At 69.0% G+C, this 16,578-nt stretch carries 19 protein-coding genes; 10 read left to right on the forward strand and 9 right to left on the reverse strand.

Translation table 11 applies throughout. From position 1 onward, the window contains the following. The first annotated feature begins 68 nt into the window (after positions 1-68). The gene (locus ON26_RS08985; protein ID WP_040795552.1) at positions 69-521 is read left to right on the forward strand and encodes an alpha-isopropylmalate synthase regulatory domain-containing protein; all 453 of its coding nucleotides are present in this window, start codon (positions 69-71) and stop codon (positions 519-521) included. A gap of 80 nt (positions 522-601) precedes the next feature. Here ON26_RS08985 and trxA read toward each other — a convergent pair whose 3' ends face one another. Next, positions 602-973, reverse strand: a complete 372-nt coding sequence (gene trxA / locus ON26_RS08990) for a thioredoxin (protein WP_040795553.1) — start codon at positions 971-973, stop codon at positions 602-604. A gap of 206 nt (positions 974-1,179) precedes the next feature. Between trxA and ON26_RS08995 the strand changes: the two genes are divergently transcribed. Then, the gene (locus ON26_RS08995) at positions 1,180-2,292 is read left to right on the forward strand and encodes an isocitrate/isopropylmalate dehydrogenase family protein (RefSeq protein WP_051026850.1); all 1,113 of its coding nucleotides are present in this window, start codon (positions 1,180-1,182) and stop codon (positions 2,290-2,292) included. Positions 2,293-2,343: 51 nt separating this feature from the next. Here ON26_RS08995 and ON26_RS09000 read toward each other — a convergent pair whose 3' ends face one another. From ON26_RS09000 to ON26_RS34895, 6 genes are all read right to left on the reverse strand, one after another. Then, complete coding sequence (locus ON26_RS09000) at positions 2,344-2,856, reverse strand: PRC-barrel domain-containing protein (protein WP_245545778.1); 513 nt, start codon at positions 2,854-2,856, stop codon at positions 2,344-2,346. Positions 2,857-3,001: 145 nt separating this feature from the next. Next, positions 3,002-3,475 carry a PRC-barrel domain-containing protein gene (locus ON26_RS09005; RefSeq protein ID WP_245545779.1) on the reverse strand — a complete coding sequence of 158 codons (474 nt, stop codon included), beginning with the start codon at positions 3,473-3,475 and terminating at the stop codon, positions 3,002-3,004. A 125-nt stretch (positions 3,476-3,600) separates the two neighbouring features. Then, the gene (locus tag ON26_RS09010; RefSeq protein WP_040795554.1) at positions 3,601-4,107 is read right to left on the reverse strand and encodes a hypothetical protein; all 507 of its coding nucleotides are present in this window, start codon (positions 4,105-4,107) and stop codon (positions 3,601-3,603) included. Positions 4,108-4,215: 108 nt separating this feature from the next. Beyond that, a complete protein-coding gene (locus ON26_RS09015) occupies positions 4,216-4,542 on the reverse strand; it encodes a hypothetical protein (RefSeq protein ID WP_157171831.1) in 327 nt (108 codons plus the stop codon). Positions 4,543-4,608: 66 nt separating this feature from the next. Continuing rightward, positions 4,609-6,180, reverse strand: a complete 1,572-nt coding sequence (locus tag ON26_RS09020; protein WP_245545780.1) for an acyl-CoA synthetase — start codon at positions 6,178-6,180, stop codon at positions 4,609-4,611. 208 nt (positions 6,181-6,388) lie between these two features. Beyond that, entirely contained in the window at positions 6,389-6,511 is a 123-nt protein-coding gene (locus ON26_RS34895) for a hypothetical protein (RefSeq protein ID WP_281032379.1), read from the reverse strand. 119 nt (positions 6,512-6,630) lie between these two features. Here ON26_RS34895 and ON26_RS33225 point away from each other — a divergent pair, with 119 nt between their 5' ends. The 6 genes from ON26_RS33225 to ON26_RS33230 all read left to right on the forward strand — a co-directional run bounded on the left by ON26_RS33225 (position 6,631) and on the right by ON26_RS33230 (position 10,719). Further along, complete coding sequence (locus ON26_RS33225) at positions 6,631-6,771, forward strand: hypothetical protein (protein WP_157171832.1); 141 nt, start codon at positions 6,631-6,633, stop codon at positions 6,769-6,771. 116 nt (positions 6,772-6,887) lie between these two features. Then, entirely contained in the window at positions 6,888-7,814 is a 927-nt protein-coding gene (locus tag ON26_RS09025) for an ABC transporter substrate-binding protein (protein ID WP_051026853.1), read from the forward strand. Positions 7,815-7,817: 3 nt separating this feature from the next. Continuing rightward, positions 7,818-8,738, forward strand: coding sequence for an amino acid ABC transporter permease (locus tag ON26_RS09030; protein ID WP_040795557.1), 921 nt, complete (start codon positions 7,818-7,820; stop codon positions 8,736-8,738). Positions 8,739-8,764: 26 nt separating this feature from the next. Next, positions 8,765-9,517 (forward strand): amino acid ABC transporter ATP-binding protein, encoded by a 753-nt coding sequence (locus ON26_RS09035; RefSeq protein WP_040795558.1) that lies wholly within the window; start codon positions 8,765-8,767, stop codon positions 9,515-9,517. A 132-nt stretch (positions 9,518-9,649) separates the two neighbouring features. After that, positions 9,650-10,534 (forward strand): SPFH domain-containing protein, encoded by an 885-nt coding sequence (locus tag ON26_RS09040; protein ID WP_040795559.1) that lies wholly within the window; start codon positions 9,650-9,652, stop codon positions 10,532-10,534. 8 nt (positions 10,535-10,542) lie between these two features. Further along, entirely contained in the window at positions 10,543-10,719 is a 177-nt protein-coding gene (locus ON26_RS33230) for a type II toxin-antitoxin system antitoxin (protein ID WP_157171833.1), read from the forward strand. Positions 10,720-10,803: 84 nt separating this feature from the next. On the opposite strand, the gene ON26_RS09045 is transcribed toward ON26_RS33230, so the two are convergent. After that, complete coding sequence (locus ON26_RS09045; RefSeq protein WP_040795560.1) at positions 10,804-11,655, reverse strand: class I SAM-dependent methyltransferase; 852 nt, start codon at positions 11,653-11,655, stop codon at positions 10,804-10,806. A gap of 402 nt (positions 11,656-12,057) precedes the next feature. On the opposite strand from ON26_RS09045, the gene rpsA reads away from it, so the two are divergent. Both rpsA and ON26_RS09055 read left to right on the forward strand, forming a co-directional pair. Then, entirely contained in the window at positions 12,058-13,521 is a 1,464-nt protein-coding gene (rpsA, locus tag ON26_RS09050) for a 30S ribosomal protein S1 (protein ID WP_040795561.1), read from the forward strand. 158 nt (positions 13,522-13,679) lie between these two features. Continuing rightward, a complete protein-coding gene (locus tag ON26_RS09055; protein ID WP_157171834.1) occupies positions 13,680-14,291 on the forward strand; it encodes a TetR/AcrR family transcriptional regulator in 612 nt (203 codons plus the stop codon). On the opposite strand, the gene ON26_RS09060 is transcribed toward ON26_RS09055, so the two are convergent. Then, positions 14,260-16,485, reverse strand: a complete 2,226-nt coding sequence (locus ON26_RS09060) for an MMPL family transporter (protein WP_040795562.1) — start codon at positions 16,483-16,485, stop codon at positions 14,260-14,262. The two genes, ON26_RS09055 and ON26_RS09060, sit on opposite strands and share 32 nt — an antisense overlap. Positions 16,486-16,578 lie beyond the last annotated feature (93 nt).

Here is a 16,578-nt window from a genome sequence, read left to right on the forward strand (position 1 = left end):
TCGCTGCGGGCTGTTACCTCTGTTGATGCTGGTCCCCTCCACCGACTTCTTCGGGAAGACCTCCTTCAATGACCATGTCTTTCGCCACCATGCCCACCACCATCGACCCCCAGGCGCTGGCCTCCGCCGCCCCGCGCGGCCTGCGTGCCGAGAGCGCCGGAATGACTCCGGCCGAATTCCACGACCGTTACTGCCGCGAGACCGGCCCGATCCGGCTCAGTGACTGGGCCGCGTTCGGCGACCGCGCCGCGGCATACACCGCGACGCTCGAGTTCGACGACCGGCTGCGCACCGTCGCAACCACCGGCAGCCCGGTCGCCGCACTCACCTCGGCCCTCTACGACGAGGGTTTCCCGGTCGAGATCCTGCAGTTCCATCAGCGTCGCACCGGCGAGGGCACCGCGACCTTCGTCCGCTGCGAGTTCAACGGCAAGCGCGGCTGGGGCGCCGCCATGGCCGGTGACAGCGCCGAATCCTCGGTCCGCGCAATCCTTTCCGGTGTCAACCGGCTCGGTTCCTGATCTCTGCGCGTCAGCGCCGCCGCATGACGAAACGGCTCGTCCACCGAACGGGGGACGAGCCGTTCGTCGTAGGCGGGTGATTACTCCGCCGCGGACTGTTGCTCGGCGAGCTGCTTGCGCACCTCGTCCATGTCGAGCGCCTTCACCTGGGAAACCAGATCCTCCAGCGCGGCCGGCGGCAGCGCGCCGGGCTGGGCGAACACCAGCACGCCCTCGCGGAAGGCCATGATGGTCGGGATCGACCGGATGTTGGCGGCGGCGGCAAGGCCCTGCTCGGCCTCGGTGTCCACCTTGCCGTGCACGACGTCGGGGTGCTTGTCCGAGGAGGCCTCGTAGGTGGGCGCGAAGTTGCGGCACGGTCCGCACCATTCGGCCCAGAAATCGACCAGCACCACGTCGTTGCCGGTGACTACCTCGTCGAAGTTCTGCTGGGTGAGCGTCTGGGTCGCCATGACGTCCTCTCGTGTCGTGTGTCGCCTGGTGTAACGCCGGGCACGCCGTCGATCTTCCCCCGTGGGCATGCCGGCCGGGCGCGGCGTCGTTCGCCGTTCCGTCCCGAGTACCCGGGCTGGGGTGTGGAAACACCTCGTCGGGACGTAGACAGCTCGTCGGGCGGGTCGGCCGTCGGGTGCGGGTCAGCCGGCGCGAAGATGGGCCGGTGAGCGAAGCGAAGAACCTCCAACGGTCCGGGACGGCGAACAGTCCGCTGCGGCTGGGCTCGATCGAGGGCGACGGGATCGGACCGGAGGTCGTCCGATCGGCCCGGAGGGTGGTCGACGAGGCGATGGCGGCGGTCGGCGGCGCACCGATCGAATGGGTGCCCGCCGCGATCGGCCACCGGGCCATCGAGGAGTTCGGCGAGCCGCTACCGCGGCGGACGATCGAGGTGCTCGAGGGCCTGGACGCCTGGCTGCTCGGTCCCCACGACAATGTCTCCTATCCCGGCGAGTTCCGGAAGGCCACGCCGCCGGGTGGCGCGATCCGCAAGCACTTCGACCTCTACGCCAATATCCGCCCGGCCCGCGCCTTCCCCGGCGTGCGGGCCGCGGCTCCCGGAATCGACCTGGTGGTCGTGCGGGAGAACAGCGAGGGTTTCTACGCCGACCGGAACATGTTCGCCGGATCGGGGGAGTTCCAGCCCAGCGCCGACATGGCGATGTCGGTCGCGGTGATCACCCGAGGGGCCACCGAGCGCATCGCGCACGAGGCGATGCGGCTGGCGGCGAGCCGGCGCGGGAAGGTGACCATCGTGCACAAGGCGAACGTCCTGCCGCGCACCATGGGGCTGTTCCGCGAGGTCTGCTATGAGATCGCGCAGTCCTATCCCGGTATCCGCGTGGACGACGAACACGTCGACGCGGCCGCCGCCCATCTCGTGCGGGCGCCCGAGGACTACGACGTGGTGGTCACCGAGAATCTCTTCGGCGACATCCTCTCCGACCTGGCCGGGCAGTTGAGCGGATCGCTCGGCACCGCACCGTCGCTGAACTCCTCGGCGACCCGCGCGATGGCCCAGGCGGTGCACGGCGCGGCGCCGGATATCGCCGGGCACAACAGGGCGAATCCGGTGGCGATGCAGATGTCGGCGGCGATGTTGTTGCGCTGGTTGGGAATTAGCGACGACAGCGTGGTGCTGACCCATGCCGCCGAGCGCATCGAGCGCGCGGTGGCGGCCACCTTCGCGGCAGGCATCGCCACCGCCGATCTCGGCGGCACGGCGTCCACCGGGGAATTCACCGAGCAGGTCTGCGCGCGGGTGCACCGCCGCTGACGACGCGACGCCCGGCGGGGCCGGGCATCGCCGAGACGCCGCGTGTGCCGGTCACCAGCGGTCGCGCGGGTCCTCGGTGCGCCGTCGATGCTTGCCCACCGGGCGTTCGCTGTCGGCGCCGACCACGAGCTGTTCCTCGGAGCGGGCCGTGCGCCTTCCGTGCGGCGCGACGTCGGCGCGGCCGCTGGTCATCGGAGTGTCGGCGTCCGGACGGATATGACGGCCTTCCCCGGCATCCCGGCTCGCCGAGCGCGGAGCCAAGCCGTAGTGCGAGAACAGTTCGGTCTCGGCATCACGGCTGAGGCGGCCGTCGGAGTCCAGGCGCGGCGCCGACTTGACCTGGGCCTTGCGCACCCGGACCCGCAGATCTCCCTTCTCGCCCTGTGGCCTGGCACCGGCCAGCGGGACCAGCGAATCTCCGGAGAACCATCCGGTGGAGACCGCGACCCAGGTCGGAGAGCCACTGTCGTTGTCGACATAGATCTGCTTGACTTTGCCGATTCTGGCGCCGTCCGCGTCGATGATCATGCTGTCCAGCAGGGAATCGAGCGTTGACTGAGTCACGTGCGCTCCTCGGGAGTTCGTGGGTTTCCGAGGCCCCTGCGGGAGGCGCCGGGGCGCGGCTGGCAGATCAGCTATCTCCACGCAACTACCCCGGCGATCCGCGGGCAAACACCACCGGTCACGTCCTGCGGCCGGGAGTGAGCGGTCAGGACTCCGCGGCGACGTACCTGCGCAATCGGACCGAGGCGCCCGGCTCCGAGCAGACGGAGTCGTGGCCGCGCACCGGGTTGTCGGGCCCGTAGGTGAGCGGCTCGTCGGCGCCGGGGTGAATTCGATGGCGGCCGTAGGTGTCCCAGCCGCCGCGGCGCGGGTCGATGTCGTAGTGCGCGAACAGTTCGGCCTCGGCCGTGCGGCTCACACCGCCGTCGTGGTCCCGATGCGGGGCCGTGCGCACCCGTTCCTTGCTCACCTGCACTCGCAGGGACTCGCGGTCGAACCGATGCTGGGCGCCGGACAACGGGACCAGCGCGTTCCCCTCGGCCATGTCGGTGGCGACCGCTACCCAGGTCGGCGAACCGCTGTCGGTGTCGATGTAGATCTCTTCGACGGCACCGACCGTTTCGCCGTTGGCGTCGAAAACCGTGCTGCCGATCACGGAGTCGAGCAATGACTGAGCCATGATCACTCCTCGGTTGTCGGATGGAGCTCGGCTGTGCGGGGTGTACCCGCACCTACCCGTGCCGGGCGCACGGCAAACATGCGCCTGCGTACGGGGGGTACGTCGCGAGCCCTGCGGACCCGTTCTCAGGCGGTGACCACGGTGAGGTCGTCCAGCAGGATCATGACCTCACCCGCCTGCTTGGTGACCGCGTCGAGCCGGACCCGCAGGGCGCGCAGTGCGGTGGCGGCGATCGGTCCGTCGAAGTCGTGGTGCAGCCGGATCCATTCCCCGGTGGCCGGGGTCGATCCGAGCGGCACCTCGCCGTCCGCCAGGACCGCCCACACCCGTAGATCGGCGTGCGGCGAACGGATCCACAGCCGCAGCTCGCTCGTCCCGTCGGGCAGGGCCCGCGATCGCCCGGCCCGCGGCGCGAGCTCGACCTCGAAACCGGCTGCGGCCGAACGGATCAGCAGCACGACGGCGCGGTGGTCGGCACCGCGCTCGCCGTCGGCGTAGATGCCGGGGCGCTTGGCCGGCGCGCCCTCGACGAAGGTGGTCAGATGGGTCTGCTCCGCGCCCGGGCCACGGATCTCCCAGTCGTCCCTGTTCTCGAAATCGTCGAGGAGTACCTCGGTCGAGGCATCCGGCATGGCCTGTATTCCCTTCTCCGCGAACCCGGCACGTGCTCCGGGATTCCCCGATGGCCACCCTACAAGGTTCGCGCGTCGCGAATCCTGTGCTGCGGGTGCGGAATCGGGCTAACGGCGGGCGTGTTCCCTGATCCGGCTCGCATGGGCCCGGATCACGGCCGGCACCGAGTGCAGGGCGACCGCCGCCGCGTAGTCGATGAGGAAATCGCCCTCGGGATCACAGACGGTGAGGCTGTAGCCGACCAGCGGCTCGTCGAGCACCGACAGTGCGCGCGCCCAGTGGTCGATGCGCACCCGCACCGCCAGTTCGTCCAGCGCGGCTGCCACCTGGGCGCCGGTGCCGGTGTGCCGGGCCGCCCACCACGGCCGCGAACCGGCGGGCCAGGTGATCTCCACCAGGCAGTCCAGCTCGCCGATCTCCGGTACACCGGGCACGCGCGCCATTGTTCCCCCGGCAATGGACACGCCGGGCATTCGCAGCCGTGATTCGGCGTGTCGCGCCTATCCGGTGGCTGCCTCGTACTCCTCGAGCGTGCGGCGCACCAGCTTGCCGGTGGCGTTGCGGGGCAACTCGTCGAGGAAGACGACGTCGCGGGGGACCTTGTGTCGAGCCAGATTGGCCTTGACGTAGTCCTTGATCTCCTGCGGATCGCGGGCGGCGTCCTCGGTCGTGACGACGAAGGCACGCAGGCGCTTGCCGAAATCGCGGTCGGGCACCCCGACCACCGCGGCCTCGAGCACGTCGGGCCGCTCGACGAGCAGGTTCTCCACCTCCAGCGGGAAGACGTTCTCGCCGCCGGAGACGATCATGTCGTCGTCACGTCCGTCGATGAACAGCCTGCCCTCGGCGTCGAAATGCCCGACGTCACCGCTGGAGAGCAGGCCGTCGACGGTCTCCTTGGTGCGGCCGTCGGTGTAGCCGCTGAAGCTCAGGCCGCTGGAGACGAAGATCGTGCCGACCACGCCGGGCGTGGTGACCTTCTTGCGCTGCTCGTCGTAGATCGCCACCCGGCAGCCGACCGGCGGGCGGCCCACCGTGCCCGGCGCCTCGCGCATGTCGCGCGGGGTGGCCACGGCGGCGACGGCCACCTCGGTGGAGGCGTACAGGTTGTAGAGGACTTCACCGAAGGCCGCCTCGGTGCGCGCGCTCAGATCCGGCGACAGCGAGGAGCCTGCCGCGAAGATGACCCGCAACGAGGAGGTGTCGTACCGGGAGAGCACCTCCGGGCCGAGATCGATGATGCGCTGCAGCATGGTCGGTACCAGCACCAGGGTCGCGGCGCGATGCTCGGCGACCGCCGCCACGGTGGCCTCGGGATCGAACTTGCGCTGGCGCAGCACCACCTTGTTGCCCAGGCTCCAGCCCAGTGCGAGCTGGGACAGGCCGGTGCCGTGGAAGACCGGCGCGGCCATGACCATGGTGTTGTTCCTCGGCAGCGGAATACGGTCGAGGAACTGCGCCGAGGTCAGCGGCGAGACCTTGTCGCGCGGTGCGCCCTTCGGCGTCCCGGTGGTGCCACTGGTGAGGATCACGACGCCGCCGGGCTCGGCGGGTGGCGCCGGGGGCGGGCCGTCGGCGTGCGCCGCGATCAGCGCATCGATCGTCGGCGTGGTGTCCTCGCCGGCCGGGTCGTCGACCCATGTGCGGAACCTCTTGGTGGTCTCGGGCACCGCTTCGACCACCGCGGTGAACTCGTCGTCGTACAGGATCGCCTGCACCTGCTCGCGCACCGAGACATCGGCCAGCTGCGGCTTGGCGAATCCGGTGTTCATCAGCACCAGCCGCGCGCCGAGCTTGCCCGCCGCCAGCATGGTCAGGATCATGCCGCGATGGTCGCGGCACAATGAGGCGAGCACGGTGTCGGAGCCGAGCCCGGCGGCGGCCAGGCCGCGCGCCAGGGCGTCGGACTGCCGGTCGAGTTCGTGGAAGGTCAGCGTGCCACGTTCGTCGACCACCGCGGGCGAGTCGCCGTGGGCGCGCACGCCGTGGCGCATGACGGTGGTGAACGGGCCGTAGATCTCCGAATCGCGGATGGTACGCAGGGTTTCGGCGGGCTGCAGCGGGTTGATCATCCCGCGCTTGCTGAGGACCGCGAGCGCGGATACCGCATCGGTCGCCGTCCGCGCTATTTCCCGTGGTGACACCCTTTTGCCCACTACATTCTCCACTTCACTCGACCGCGGTTCCCAGCCCCCCGAACCGTTGAGCCGAGCGTAGCCCAGCATGAGAATCCCCATTCACTTATTGGCGAGATCGCCTGGGAATCGGCTGGTTACGCCGTCACGCGGGCTGGGGCGCGCGCTCGGCCGGCTCGTCGGCGGGGTCGGCCGTGGTCGCCGAGGTGGCGTGACGAGCCGAGAGGGCGACCAGAGCGAGGCCGAGAACGATCCATCCGAAGAGCACGAGCGTGGCCTGCCCGGACCCGGCGCAGTCGAAGAAGGCGGCGGAGCGGATGACGGTGCCCGCGGCGCCGATGGGCAGCAGCTGACCGACCTCGCTCCAGGGCTGCGGCAGCCGGGCCGGTGCGGCCGGACCTCTCGGCAGTCCGGTTCCTGCTCGGTCTGGCGACGATCACCAGGCCGTTGCCCGGTGCGGGGATCCCCGAGCTGGACGACCACGAGGAATGGATCGCGGAGGTCTATCGCCGCGGCCTGCGGCCCTGAGCGGCGCACGCCACCGCATCGCGGTTCCGGTCGTTCTGTTTCGCTTGCATTACTGTCCAGCGCGAACGCCGAGTGTCGCTTACATTGCGACCGTGTGGTGAACGCACGTTTCACCCATGGAGACTGTGGAGGGTGCTGTGTCTGTTCGTTCTGTACTGGGCAGGTCCGGTGTGAAGGCGATGTGCGCGGCGTTCGGCGGTGCGCTGGTTCTGGCCGGATGCACGACCAACACCGAAGGCTCCGGCGACGAGGTCGCGAAGGTCGAGGTATCCGAGGTCGCCGAGATCGCCGCGAAATTGCCGGACGACATCAAGCAGGCGGGCAAACTCGTGGTCGGCGTCAACATCCCGTATCAGCCCAACGAGTACAAGGACGCCTCCGGCAAGATCGTCGGCTTCGACGTGGATCTGATGAACGCCGTCACCGCGGTGCTTGGCATCGACGCCGAGTACGTCGAGTCCGCCTTCGAGAAGATCATCCCGGCGATCCAGGCGGGCACCTACGACGTGGGCATGTCCTCGATCACCGATTCCCAGGAGCGCGAGAAGCAGGTCGACTTCACCACCTACTTCAGCGCGGGCATCCAGTGGGCCCAGCAGACCGGTAAGTCGATCGACCCGGACAATGCCTGCGGCCTGCGGGTCGCGGTGCAGGCCACCACGGTCGAGCACACCGACGAGGTGCCTGCCAAGAGCGACAAGTGCGTGTCCGAGGGCAAGGCGCCCATAACCATCAAGGCCTTCGACGAGCAGAGCGCGGCCACCAACGCGCTGGTCCAAGGGCAGGTCGACGCCATGTCCGCGGATTCGCCGGTGACCGCCTACGCGGTGAAGCAGAGCGGCGGCAAGATCGAGCTCGCCGGACCGGTCTTCGACTCCGCCCCGTACGGCTACGCCGTGGAGAAGGGCTCGTCGCTGGCAGTTGCCCTGCAGGCCGCGGTCAACCACCTGATCGAGAACGGCCAGTACAAGCAGATCACCGAGAACTGGGGTGTGCAGGAAGGCGCCATCACCGAGTCGGTGATCAACGGGGCCGTGAGCTGATCGATGGCGGCAACCGACGACGCGACGCCGGCACCGGAGCCGATCAAAGCGGTCCCGCTGCGCAGGCCGGGGCGCTGGATCGCGGCGACGATCATCCTGGCGCTGCTGGGGCTGTTCATCTACGGCGCGGCCACCAACGAGGCCTACAAGTGGGATACCTACGCGAAGTACCTGTTCGACACCCGCATCCTCGCCGGCGCGGTGGTCACCCTGGAACTCACCGTGCTGGCCATGCTGATCGCCATCGTGCTCGGCACGGTGCTGGCCGTGATGCGGTTGTCGCCCAACCCGGTGCTGCGCGCGACGGCATGGGTCTACCTCTGGATCTTCCGCGGCACCCCGGTGTTCGTGCAGTTGGTGTTCTGGGGTCTGTTCCCCTCGCTGTACAAGCAGATCGTGCTCGGGGTGCCGTTCGGGCCCAGCTTCGTCGAGTTCGACATCCAGAGTCTGCAGGCCGCGTTCACCTTCGCGGTGATCGGCCTCGGGCTCAACGAGGCGGCCTACATGGCCGAGATCGTGCGCGCGGGCATCAACTCGGTGGAAGAGGGTCAGCGGGAAGCCTCGGTGGCCCTGGGCATGTCCTGGTCACAGACCATGCGCCGCACCGTGCTGCCGCAAGCGATGCGCGTCATCATCCCGCCGACGGGCAACGAGCTGATCGGTATGCTCAAGACCACCTCACTGGTCACCGCCATCCCGCTCAGCACCGACCTGTACGGCCGCGCCCGTGACATCTACGGCGTCAACTTCCAGCCCATTCCGCTGCTGCTGGTCACCGCCACCTGGTATCTGGCCATCACCAGCGTGCTCATGGTCGGGCAGTACTACCTGGAACGGCACTACTCGCGGGGCGTGTCGCGACAGCTGACCGCCAAGCAACTGCGGGCACTGGCCGACGCACAGAAACCGGATATCGCGAAATGACAGCAACGGCCGACGGGCCGGTCCCGATGATCCGCGCCGAGCGGGTGTGCAAGAGCTTCGGCGCGCTGCAGGTGCTCAAGGGCGTCTCACTCGAGGTCGCGCGCGGCGAGGTGATGTGCCTGATCGGCCCGTCCGGCTCGGGAAAGTCGACCTTCCTGCGCTGCATCAACCACCTCGAGCAGGTCAACGCGGGCCGGCTCTACGTCGACGGCGAGCTGGTGGGCTACCGGCAGAAGGGCGGCAAGCTCTACCAGTTGCATCCGCGCGAGGCGGCCAGGCAGCGCAGGGACATCGGCATGGTGTTCCAGCACTTCAATCTCTTTCCGCACCGCACCGCGCTGGAGAACATCATCGAGGCGCCGACCCAGGTCAAGAAGGTGCCCAAGGCCAAGGCGCTCGAGCGCGGGCGCGAGCTGCTGGCGCGGGTCGGCATGACCGACAAGGCCGATGCCTATCCGGCGCAGTTGTCGGGCGGTCAGCAGCAGCGCCTCGCCATCGCCCGCGCGCTGGCGATGGACCCCAAGCTGATGCTCTTCGACGAGCCGACTTCGGCGCTGGATCCGGAACTGGTCGGCGAGGTGCTCACGGTCATGCGCGAGCTCGCCGACAGCGGCATGACGATGGTGGTGGTCACCCACGAGATGGGTTTCGCCAGGGAGGTCGCCGATCAGCTGGTCTTCATGGACGGCGGCGTGGTCGTCGAATCCGGTCCGCCGCGCGAGATGCTCGCCGAGCCGAAGCACGAGCGCACGAAGGCCTTCCTCTCCCGCCTGCTCTGAGTCGTATTCGACGCACCCTCGGCACGAGCCCCGGAAACCTCCGGGGCTCGTGTGCATTGTGGGGAACCGTGTGAGCTCGGGCACGCGCAGTGCTATCTTCGTGATATCACTTCGATATTCCGGGAGGTTGTCATGGAGTTCCGGTCCGCATCGCGCGTCAACGGGTTCCTCGTACTGCTGGCGCTGCTGGTGCTGCTGCTCGTCTTCGGTGGCGCGGCCGCGCTCGGCTTCGTCGCCGCGGCCGGCGGTGACAATGTGCCCGCGCTGATCGCCGCCATCGCCGCCTCCGTCGGCGTGGCCGTCCTGCTCCTCCTGCTGACCGGCCTGACCGTCGTCAACCCGAACGAGGCCAAGGTGGTGCAGTTCTTCGGGCGCTACATCGGCTCGGTGAGCGAGCCCGGCTTCTACTCGGTGATCCCGCTGACCGACCGCAAATCCATCTCGCTGCGGGTACGCAACTTCGAGACCCAGAAGCTCAAGGTCAACGACGCAGACGGCAATCCGGTCGAGATCGGCGCGGTGGTCGTCTACAAGGTGGTCGACAGCTTCAAGGCGGCTTTCTCGGTCGACGACTACGAGGAGTACGTGGAGACCCAGTCGGAGGCCGCGGTCCGGCATCTGGCCACCACCCACCCCTACGACGCGCACGACGCCGGCCGCACCAGCCTGCGCGACGGCACCGAGATCGCCGAGGAACTCACCGTCGAGCTGCGTGAGCGCACCGCGATGGCGGGTATCGAGGTGATCGAAGCGCGCATCACCCACCTGGCGTACGCGCCGGAGATCGCCCAGGCCATGCTGGTACGTCAGCAGGCGGCTCAGGTGGTCGCCGCACGGGCGCACATCGTGGAAGGAGCCGTCGGGATGGTCGGTATGGCGCTGGATCGGCTCACCGCGCAGGGCGTGGTCGAACTCGACGAGGAGCGGCGCGCGGCGATGGTGTCGAACCTGCTGGTGGTGCTCTGCGGCGATCGCGCCACCCAGCCGGTGGTCAACGCCGGAACGCTCTACAACTGAGCCCGGCCGTGCCCGAACGGAAGAAGCTGCTGTTGCGGCTCGACCCGGCCGTCCACGAGGCGATCGCCCGGTGGGCGGCCGACGACCTGCGCAGCATCAACGCGCAGATCGAGTACGCGCTGCGGCTGGCGCTGGAGCAGGCCGGGCGCAAGCCCAAGCCCGGTGCTGTCCCCGATTCCGACTGAGGCTTTCGTTCGAGTCGGCCGGGGCGCGCGAACGGGGGAGCGCGCGGCGCGGCGGGGATTTCCGTGACGAACCCGGCTGGGTGATCAGCCGGGTTTGTGCGTGACGAAGATGGCCGTGCCGGGAAAGATCTCGCCGCGCAGCGGGCTCCACTGTCCCCACTCCCGGTCCAGCCACTCCGGCCAGTCCGGTTCGACCACATCGCCGAGGAGCAATCCGGCGGCGACGATCTCGCGCACCCGGTCGCCGATGGTGCGGTGGTGCTCCACGTAGGTCGGCTCGCCGTCGCCGTCCACCTCTACATAGGGGGTGCGGTCGAAATAGGGGATGGTCGCGCGCAGCCCGGCGGGACCGGGATCGTCGGGGAAGATCCAGCGCATCGGGTGGTTCACCGAGAACACCCAGCGACCGCCCGGGCGCAACACCCGCGCGACCTCGCGCATCACCGCGGCGGAATCGGCCACGAAGGGCACCGCGCCGAAGGCCGAGCAGGCCGCGTCGAAGGATTCGTCGGCGAACGGCAGCGACTCGGCGCCCGCCTGTACCAGCGGCGCCCGCGGCCCGCCCGCGGCCATCGCCGCCATACCGCGCCGCAGCATCCCCATCGACAGATCGAGCCCGACGGCGTAGGCGCCCTGGCCGGTCAACCAGCGCGCGCACGGTGCGGACCCGCAGCCGATCTCCAGGATCCGCTTGCCGGCCAGGTCGTCGCCGAGCAGGTGCACATCGCCCTCGTGCAAGCCCTCCGGGCACCAGACGAACTCGCCGCCGGGGGAGTCCACGCCGAGGAACTCCGCGTGCGTGCGGTGGTAGTCCTCGGCGTCGGCGTCCCACCAGCGGCGGCTGGCGCGCTGGCTGTCGGCCGAACCCAGCCGCGTCCTGGTGGTACCCGTGGTGCCCAGAGTGGCATTGGCCTGCGCATGGCGATCATCCGACACGGGTGCACTGTATCGGTGCCCGCGCGCTCGATCGGCCGCCGCGTCCCTCGTGGGGTCGCCGCCGCGCGCACCGGCTTCGGGGGCTTGCGCGTGGGGTTTATGTCCGTTTCCGTCGTGTCGCCGGAGTGGCGTCCGGACCGGTTTGCCCCGGTCTACCAAGGTCGCGTACGCTGAACGCGCGAGTGTGCAGTGGGTCCTTGTGTGCTGGGGGTTTCGGGTATCGGATCGCGGTATCGGAAAGCTCGAGCGTACTGGGAATCAAGGCACCCCGTGCTGGGTTTCACGCATCAGCGGTGCGGTACGGTTCACGTACCCGTCATCGCAACGCCGCGGTGATCACGCAGCGTACCGAAAGTTCCAATGTCCGCAACCGACCACAATCCGTCCGGAGCAAACCGACATATGCCCACCACCGTCACCTCGCCGCAGGTAGCCGTCAACGACATCGGCTCCGCCGAGGATTTCCTCGCCGCCATCGACGCCACGATCAAGTACTTCAACGACGGCGACATCGTCGAAGGAACCATCGTCAAGGTCGACCGCGACGAGGTCCTGCTCGACATCGGTTACAAGACCGAAGGCGTCATCCCCTCTCGTGAACTCTCCATCAAGCACGATGTCGACCCCAACGAGGTCGTTTCCGTGGGCGATGAGGTCGAGGCTCTTGTTCTCACCAAGGAGGACAAGGAAGGCCGCCTGATCCTGTCGAAGAAGCGGGCGCAGTACGAGCGTGCGTGGGGCACCATCGAGGAGCTCAAGGAGAAGGACGAGGCCGTCAAGGGCACCGTCATCGAGGTCGTCAAGGGCGGCCTGATCCTCGACATCGGTCTGCGCGGCTTCCTGCCCGCCTCGCTGGTCGAGATGCGTCGCGTCCGCGATCTCCAGCCGTACGTCGGCAAGGAGATCGAGGCCAAGATCATCGAGCTCGACAAGAACCGCAACAACGTGGTCCTGTCGCGTCGCGCCTGGCTCGAGCAGACCCAGTCCGAGGTCCGCAGCGAGTTCCTGCACCAGCTGCAGAAGGGCCAGGTCCGCAAGGGTGTGGTCTCCTCGATCGTCAACTTCGGCGCCTTCGTCGATCTGGGCGGCGTGGACGGCCTGGTGCACGTCTCCGAGCTGTCCTGGAAGCACATCGACCACCCGTCCGAGGTCGTCGAGGTGGGCAACGAGGTCACCGTCGAGGTTCTCGACGTCGACCTGGACCGCGAGCGCGTCTCCCTGTCGCTCAAGGCGACCCAGGAAGACCCGTGGCGTCAGTTCGCCCGCACCCACGCCATCGGCCAGATCGTGCCGGGCAAGGTCACCAAGCTCGTTCCGTTCGGCGCCTTCGTCCGTGTCGAAGAGGGCATCGAGGGCCTGGTGCACATCTCCGAGCTGGCCGAGCGCCACGTCGAGGTGCCGGACCAGGTCGTGGCCGTCGGCGACGACGCGATGGTCAAGGTCATCGACATCGACCTGGAGCGTCGCCGGATCTCGCTGAGCCTCAAGCAGGCCAACGAGGACTACAGCGCCGAGTTCGACCCGTCGAAGTACGGCATGGCCGACAGCTACGACGAGCAGGGCAACTACATCTTCCCCGAAGGCTTCGACCCCGACACCAACGAGTGGCTCGAGGGTTACGAGAAGCAGCGGGACGAGTGGGAGTCGCGCTACGCCGAGGCCGAGCGTCGCCACAAGATGCACACCGCTCAGATGGAGAAGATGGCGGCCGACGCCGAGGCCGAGGCGGCCAACGGCGGCAGCGGCAACTACTCCTCCGAGAGCGGCGCGCCGTCGGCCTCGAGCCAGGCCGAGCCGGCCGGTGGTTCGCTGGCCAGCGATGCCCAGCTCGCCGCGCTGCGGGAGAAGCTCTCCGGCAACGCCTGACAGCAGTAGTTCCGAAGACCCCCGGTCCCCTGTGGGCCGGGGGTCTTCGGCCGTCCTGGGGTGTCTGGGCCAGGGGTAGAGTCTGAGCCCGTGGTCGAGATGGTGCGGGGCGCGTCCGCCGGGGCGCGCCGGTGACGGCAGGGGATTCGGCAGCGGCAGTGACTTCGACTGCGTGGGAGCGCCGCAAGCGCGAGGCGATGGACCGCATCCAGCGCGTCGCCTTCGATCTGTTCGACGAGTACGGCTACCGCGATGTCACCGTCGAACGGGTGGCCGCCGCCGCCGATGTGTCACCGAGTTCGATCTATCGCTATTTCGGGACCAAGGAGATGCTGGTCCTCTACGACGAGGCCGATCAGCAAGTCCTCGACCTGCTCAGCACGGCGGGGGAAGGTGCGATCATGGCGCCGGGCGAACTACTCGCCCTGGCCCGCACACTCGTGCCGGACGCCATCGACGCGCTGCTGACCGAGGAGGCCGAACAGCGGATCGCGCGTCGCCTGCGCTTCGTGCATACCGTCCCCGAAGTACGGGATGGCCAGACCCGGCAGATGCGTGAACTCGAGGGCCGGTTCCGCACGGTGTTCGCCGCGCGCTGCGGACGCGACCCCGACGAACTGAGGGTGCGGATGGCGGCCGCCACCGCGATCTGGGGTGCGGTGGCGGCGCTGGATCATTGGGCGGACGCCGATTTCGCGCGCGGACTCCGCGAGGTCTATGCCGAGGCGGTCGATTCGGTCATCGGGGCGATCGAGCGGATCGTCGGCTGAGCCCGGGCAGCCACCAGTTCCAGCGCCCGAACAGTCGCATGAACGCCGGAACCAGCACCAGTCGCACGATCACCGCGTCGATCGCGATGGCGAAGGCCAGCGCGAAGCCGATCTGCTTCAGCTCCAGCACGTCGGCGGTGACGAATCCGGCGAAGACCGCGACCATGATGGCGGCCGCCGCGGTGATCGGGCGGGCGGTGTGCCGCAGGCCTTCGGCGACCGCGATCTCGTTGTCGCCTTCGCGATCCCACGCCTCGCGAATTCGGCGGATGAGGAACACCTCGTAGTCCATCGACAGTCCGAACAGCACCGCGAACACCAGCATCGGCAGATAGACCTGCACGAAACCCGTGCTGGTGAAGCCCAGTACCCGCTCGCCGAGGCCGTACTGGAAGACCGCCACGGTGACACCCAGCGCCGCGCCGGTCGCCAGCAGATTCAGCACGATCGCCTTCACCGCGAGCACCACGCTGCGGAACGCGACGACGAGGAACAGCAGCGAGACGGTCAGGACCAGACCGATCACCCAGGGGAAACGGGCGGCGATCCGGTCCGAGACGTCGGCGAAGACGGCCGGAGTGCCGCCGATCCCGATCCGGGCGCCCGGCACCTCCTCGGCGCGCTCGGCGAGCTCCCGGGTCAGCTCGGCGACGGCGGCCGAATCGAAGGAATCACGCGGGACGACCGTGAGCAGGATGCGCCCTCCCGACTGCTGGGGCAGGACTGCCGCCACCCGCTCGTCGCGGCCGAGTTCGGCGCCGAAGGCGAGTACCGCCGACTGAGCGGCGGCGGGGAGCGGCGCATCCTGTTGACCGGTCGCGATCACCGTCAACGGGGCGAGCAGCCCGGGACCGAATTCGTTGTGGACCAGCACGGTCGCGCGCCCACTCGGCTGTCCGTCCAGAGAGTTCATGCCCATGTCGATGCCGTGCGAGATCGTCGTCAGTGGAAACGCGCACGCCGCCAGCACGGCGACGCCGAGAACGCCGAAGACCACCGGCCTGCCCATGACGGTGCGCGCCCAGCGGTCCCACGCGCTCGCGCCCGGATCGTCGCCGGCTCGGGCGGGACGCAGCCGGGCGGGCAGGGCGCCGCGCTCGACGGCCGGGCCCAGGGTCGCCAGCAGCGCGGGCAGCAGCGTGATCGCCGCGCACAGCGTCGCCGACACCGCGGCGATCACGCCGATCGCGATGCCGTCGAGCATCCGCAACCCGACCACGACCAGCGAGCACAGCGAGATCATCACGATGACGCCGGAGGCCAGGACGGTGCGCCCCGTGGTGTCGAGTGTCGCGCCGACGGCCTGCTCGATCTCCGCGCGCTGCGTGCGGCTGGTGATCCCGCGGGCCTGCGATTCCTCCTGGAAGCGGCTGACGAGGAACATCGCGTAGTCGATGGCGGTGCCGGTGGCGATCATCGTCGCGACCGAGAGCACCAGCGAATCGAAGGTCAGCCAGGTGGTGAGCCCGAACAGGACGCCCACCGCGACCGCGATTCCCGCCGCGGTCACGGCGATCGGCAGCAGGGCGGCGGCCAGCGCGCCGAGCGCGAGGACAAGGACAGCGGCCGCGATCGGTAACCCGATGGTCTCGGCGCGCTGCATGTCCGCGGTCTCGACCGCCATCAGATCCGCCTGCATCGGGCCGTATCCGGTGACCGCGACCTCGAAGTCGGGTGATGCGGTCGCCGTGACCGCGGCTTGGAGCCGGGTCGCGGTCTCGACCCGTTCGGAGATCCCGCCGCCGATGCCGACGATGCCGAGCGCGGTATGCCGGTCGGCGGAGAGCTGTGCTTCCGGGTCGCCGTCGTAGGGCCCGATGCCGCCGGTCACCCCGGGAGTGGCGCGCGCGGCGGCCATGGCCCGCGCGACGGCGTCCCGGAATTCCGGGGCATCGGCGGTGTGGCGTGGCGAGTGGATGACGAGCAGATCCTGTTCCACGCCGAAGGCGGTGAAGTGCTCGGCGACAAGGCGATCGGCCTCGGCCGAGGAGGAACCCGGCACCGTGAAGTCAGGGGCGCCGAGCCGCCCTTCCAGTGCGGGAAACGCCGCGCCGCCCGCGATCACCAGCAGCAACCAGAGCAGGAGCACCGGGCGGCGGTGGCGGGCCATGGCGGCGCCCCATCGGCCGAGCAGCCCGGATGCGGGGTGCGGGGCGGAACCCGGCGGTGAATCCACGAGCGCGGGTGACGACATGAGCCCCTCCTTCGGCTACCTGATAGTGACTGTCAGGTAGTGCGTCAAGCGTAGGGCCGCCGTCGCGAACTCTGCAACCGCTGTCGCTATCAG

This window comes from Nocardia higoensis NBRC 100133, from assembly GCF_000308595.1.
GTDB classification, from domain to species: Bacteria; Actinomycetota; Actinomycetes; order Mycobacteriales; family Mycobacteriaceae; genus Nocardia; species Nocardia higoensis.

Coding starts and splice junctions, on each gene's coding strand:
- ON26_RS08985 (WP_040795552.1), top strand. CDS start 69: ATGACCATGTCTTTCGCCACCATGCCCACCACCATCGACCCCCAGGCG.
- trxA (WP_040795553.1), bottom strand. CDS start 973: ATGGCGACCCAGACGCTCACCCAGCAGAACTTCGACGAGGTAGTCACC.
- ON26_RS09005 (WP_245545779.1), bottom strand. CDS start 3,475: ATGGCTCAGTCATTGCTCGACTCCGTGATCGGCAGCACGGTTTTCGAC.
- ON26_RS09010 (WP_040795554.1), bottom strand. CDS start 4,107: ATGCCGGATGCCTCGACCGAGGTACTCCTCGACGATTTCGAGAACAGG.
- ON26_RS09020 (WP_245545780.1), bottom strand. CDS start 6,180: ATGATCAACCCGCTGCAGCCCGCCGAAACCCTGCGTACCATCCGCGAT.
- ON26_RS09025 (WP_051026853.1), top strand. CDS start 6,888: ATGGAGACTGTGGAGGGTGCTGTGTCTGTTCGTTCTGTACTGGGCAGG.
- ON26_RS09030 (WP_040795557.1), top strand. CDS start 7,818: ATGGCGGCAACCGACGACGCGACGCCGGCACCGGAGCCGATCAAAGCG.
- ON26_RS09035 (WP_040795558.1), top strand. CDS start 8,765: ATGATCCGCGCCGAGCGGGTGTGCAAGAGCTTCGGCGCGCTGCAGGTG.
- ON26_RS09040 (WP_040795559.1), top strand. CDS start 9,650: ATGGAGTTCCGGTCCGCATCGCGCGTCAACGGGTTCCTCGTACTGCTG.
- rpsA (WP_040795561.1), top strand. CDS start 12,058: ATGCCCACCACCGTCACCTCGCCGCAGGTAGCCGTCAACGACATCGGC.
- ON26_RS09060 (WP_040795562.1), bottom strand. CDS start 16,485: ATGTCGTCACCCGCGCTCGTGGATTCACCGCCGGGTTCCGCCCCGCAC.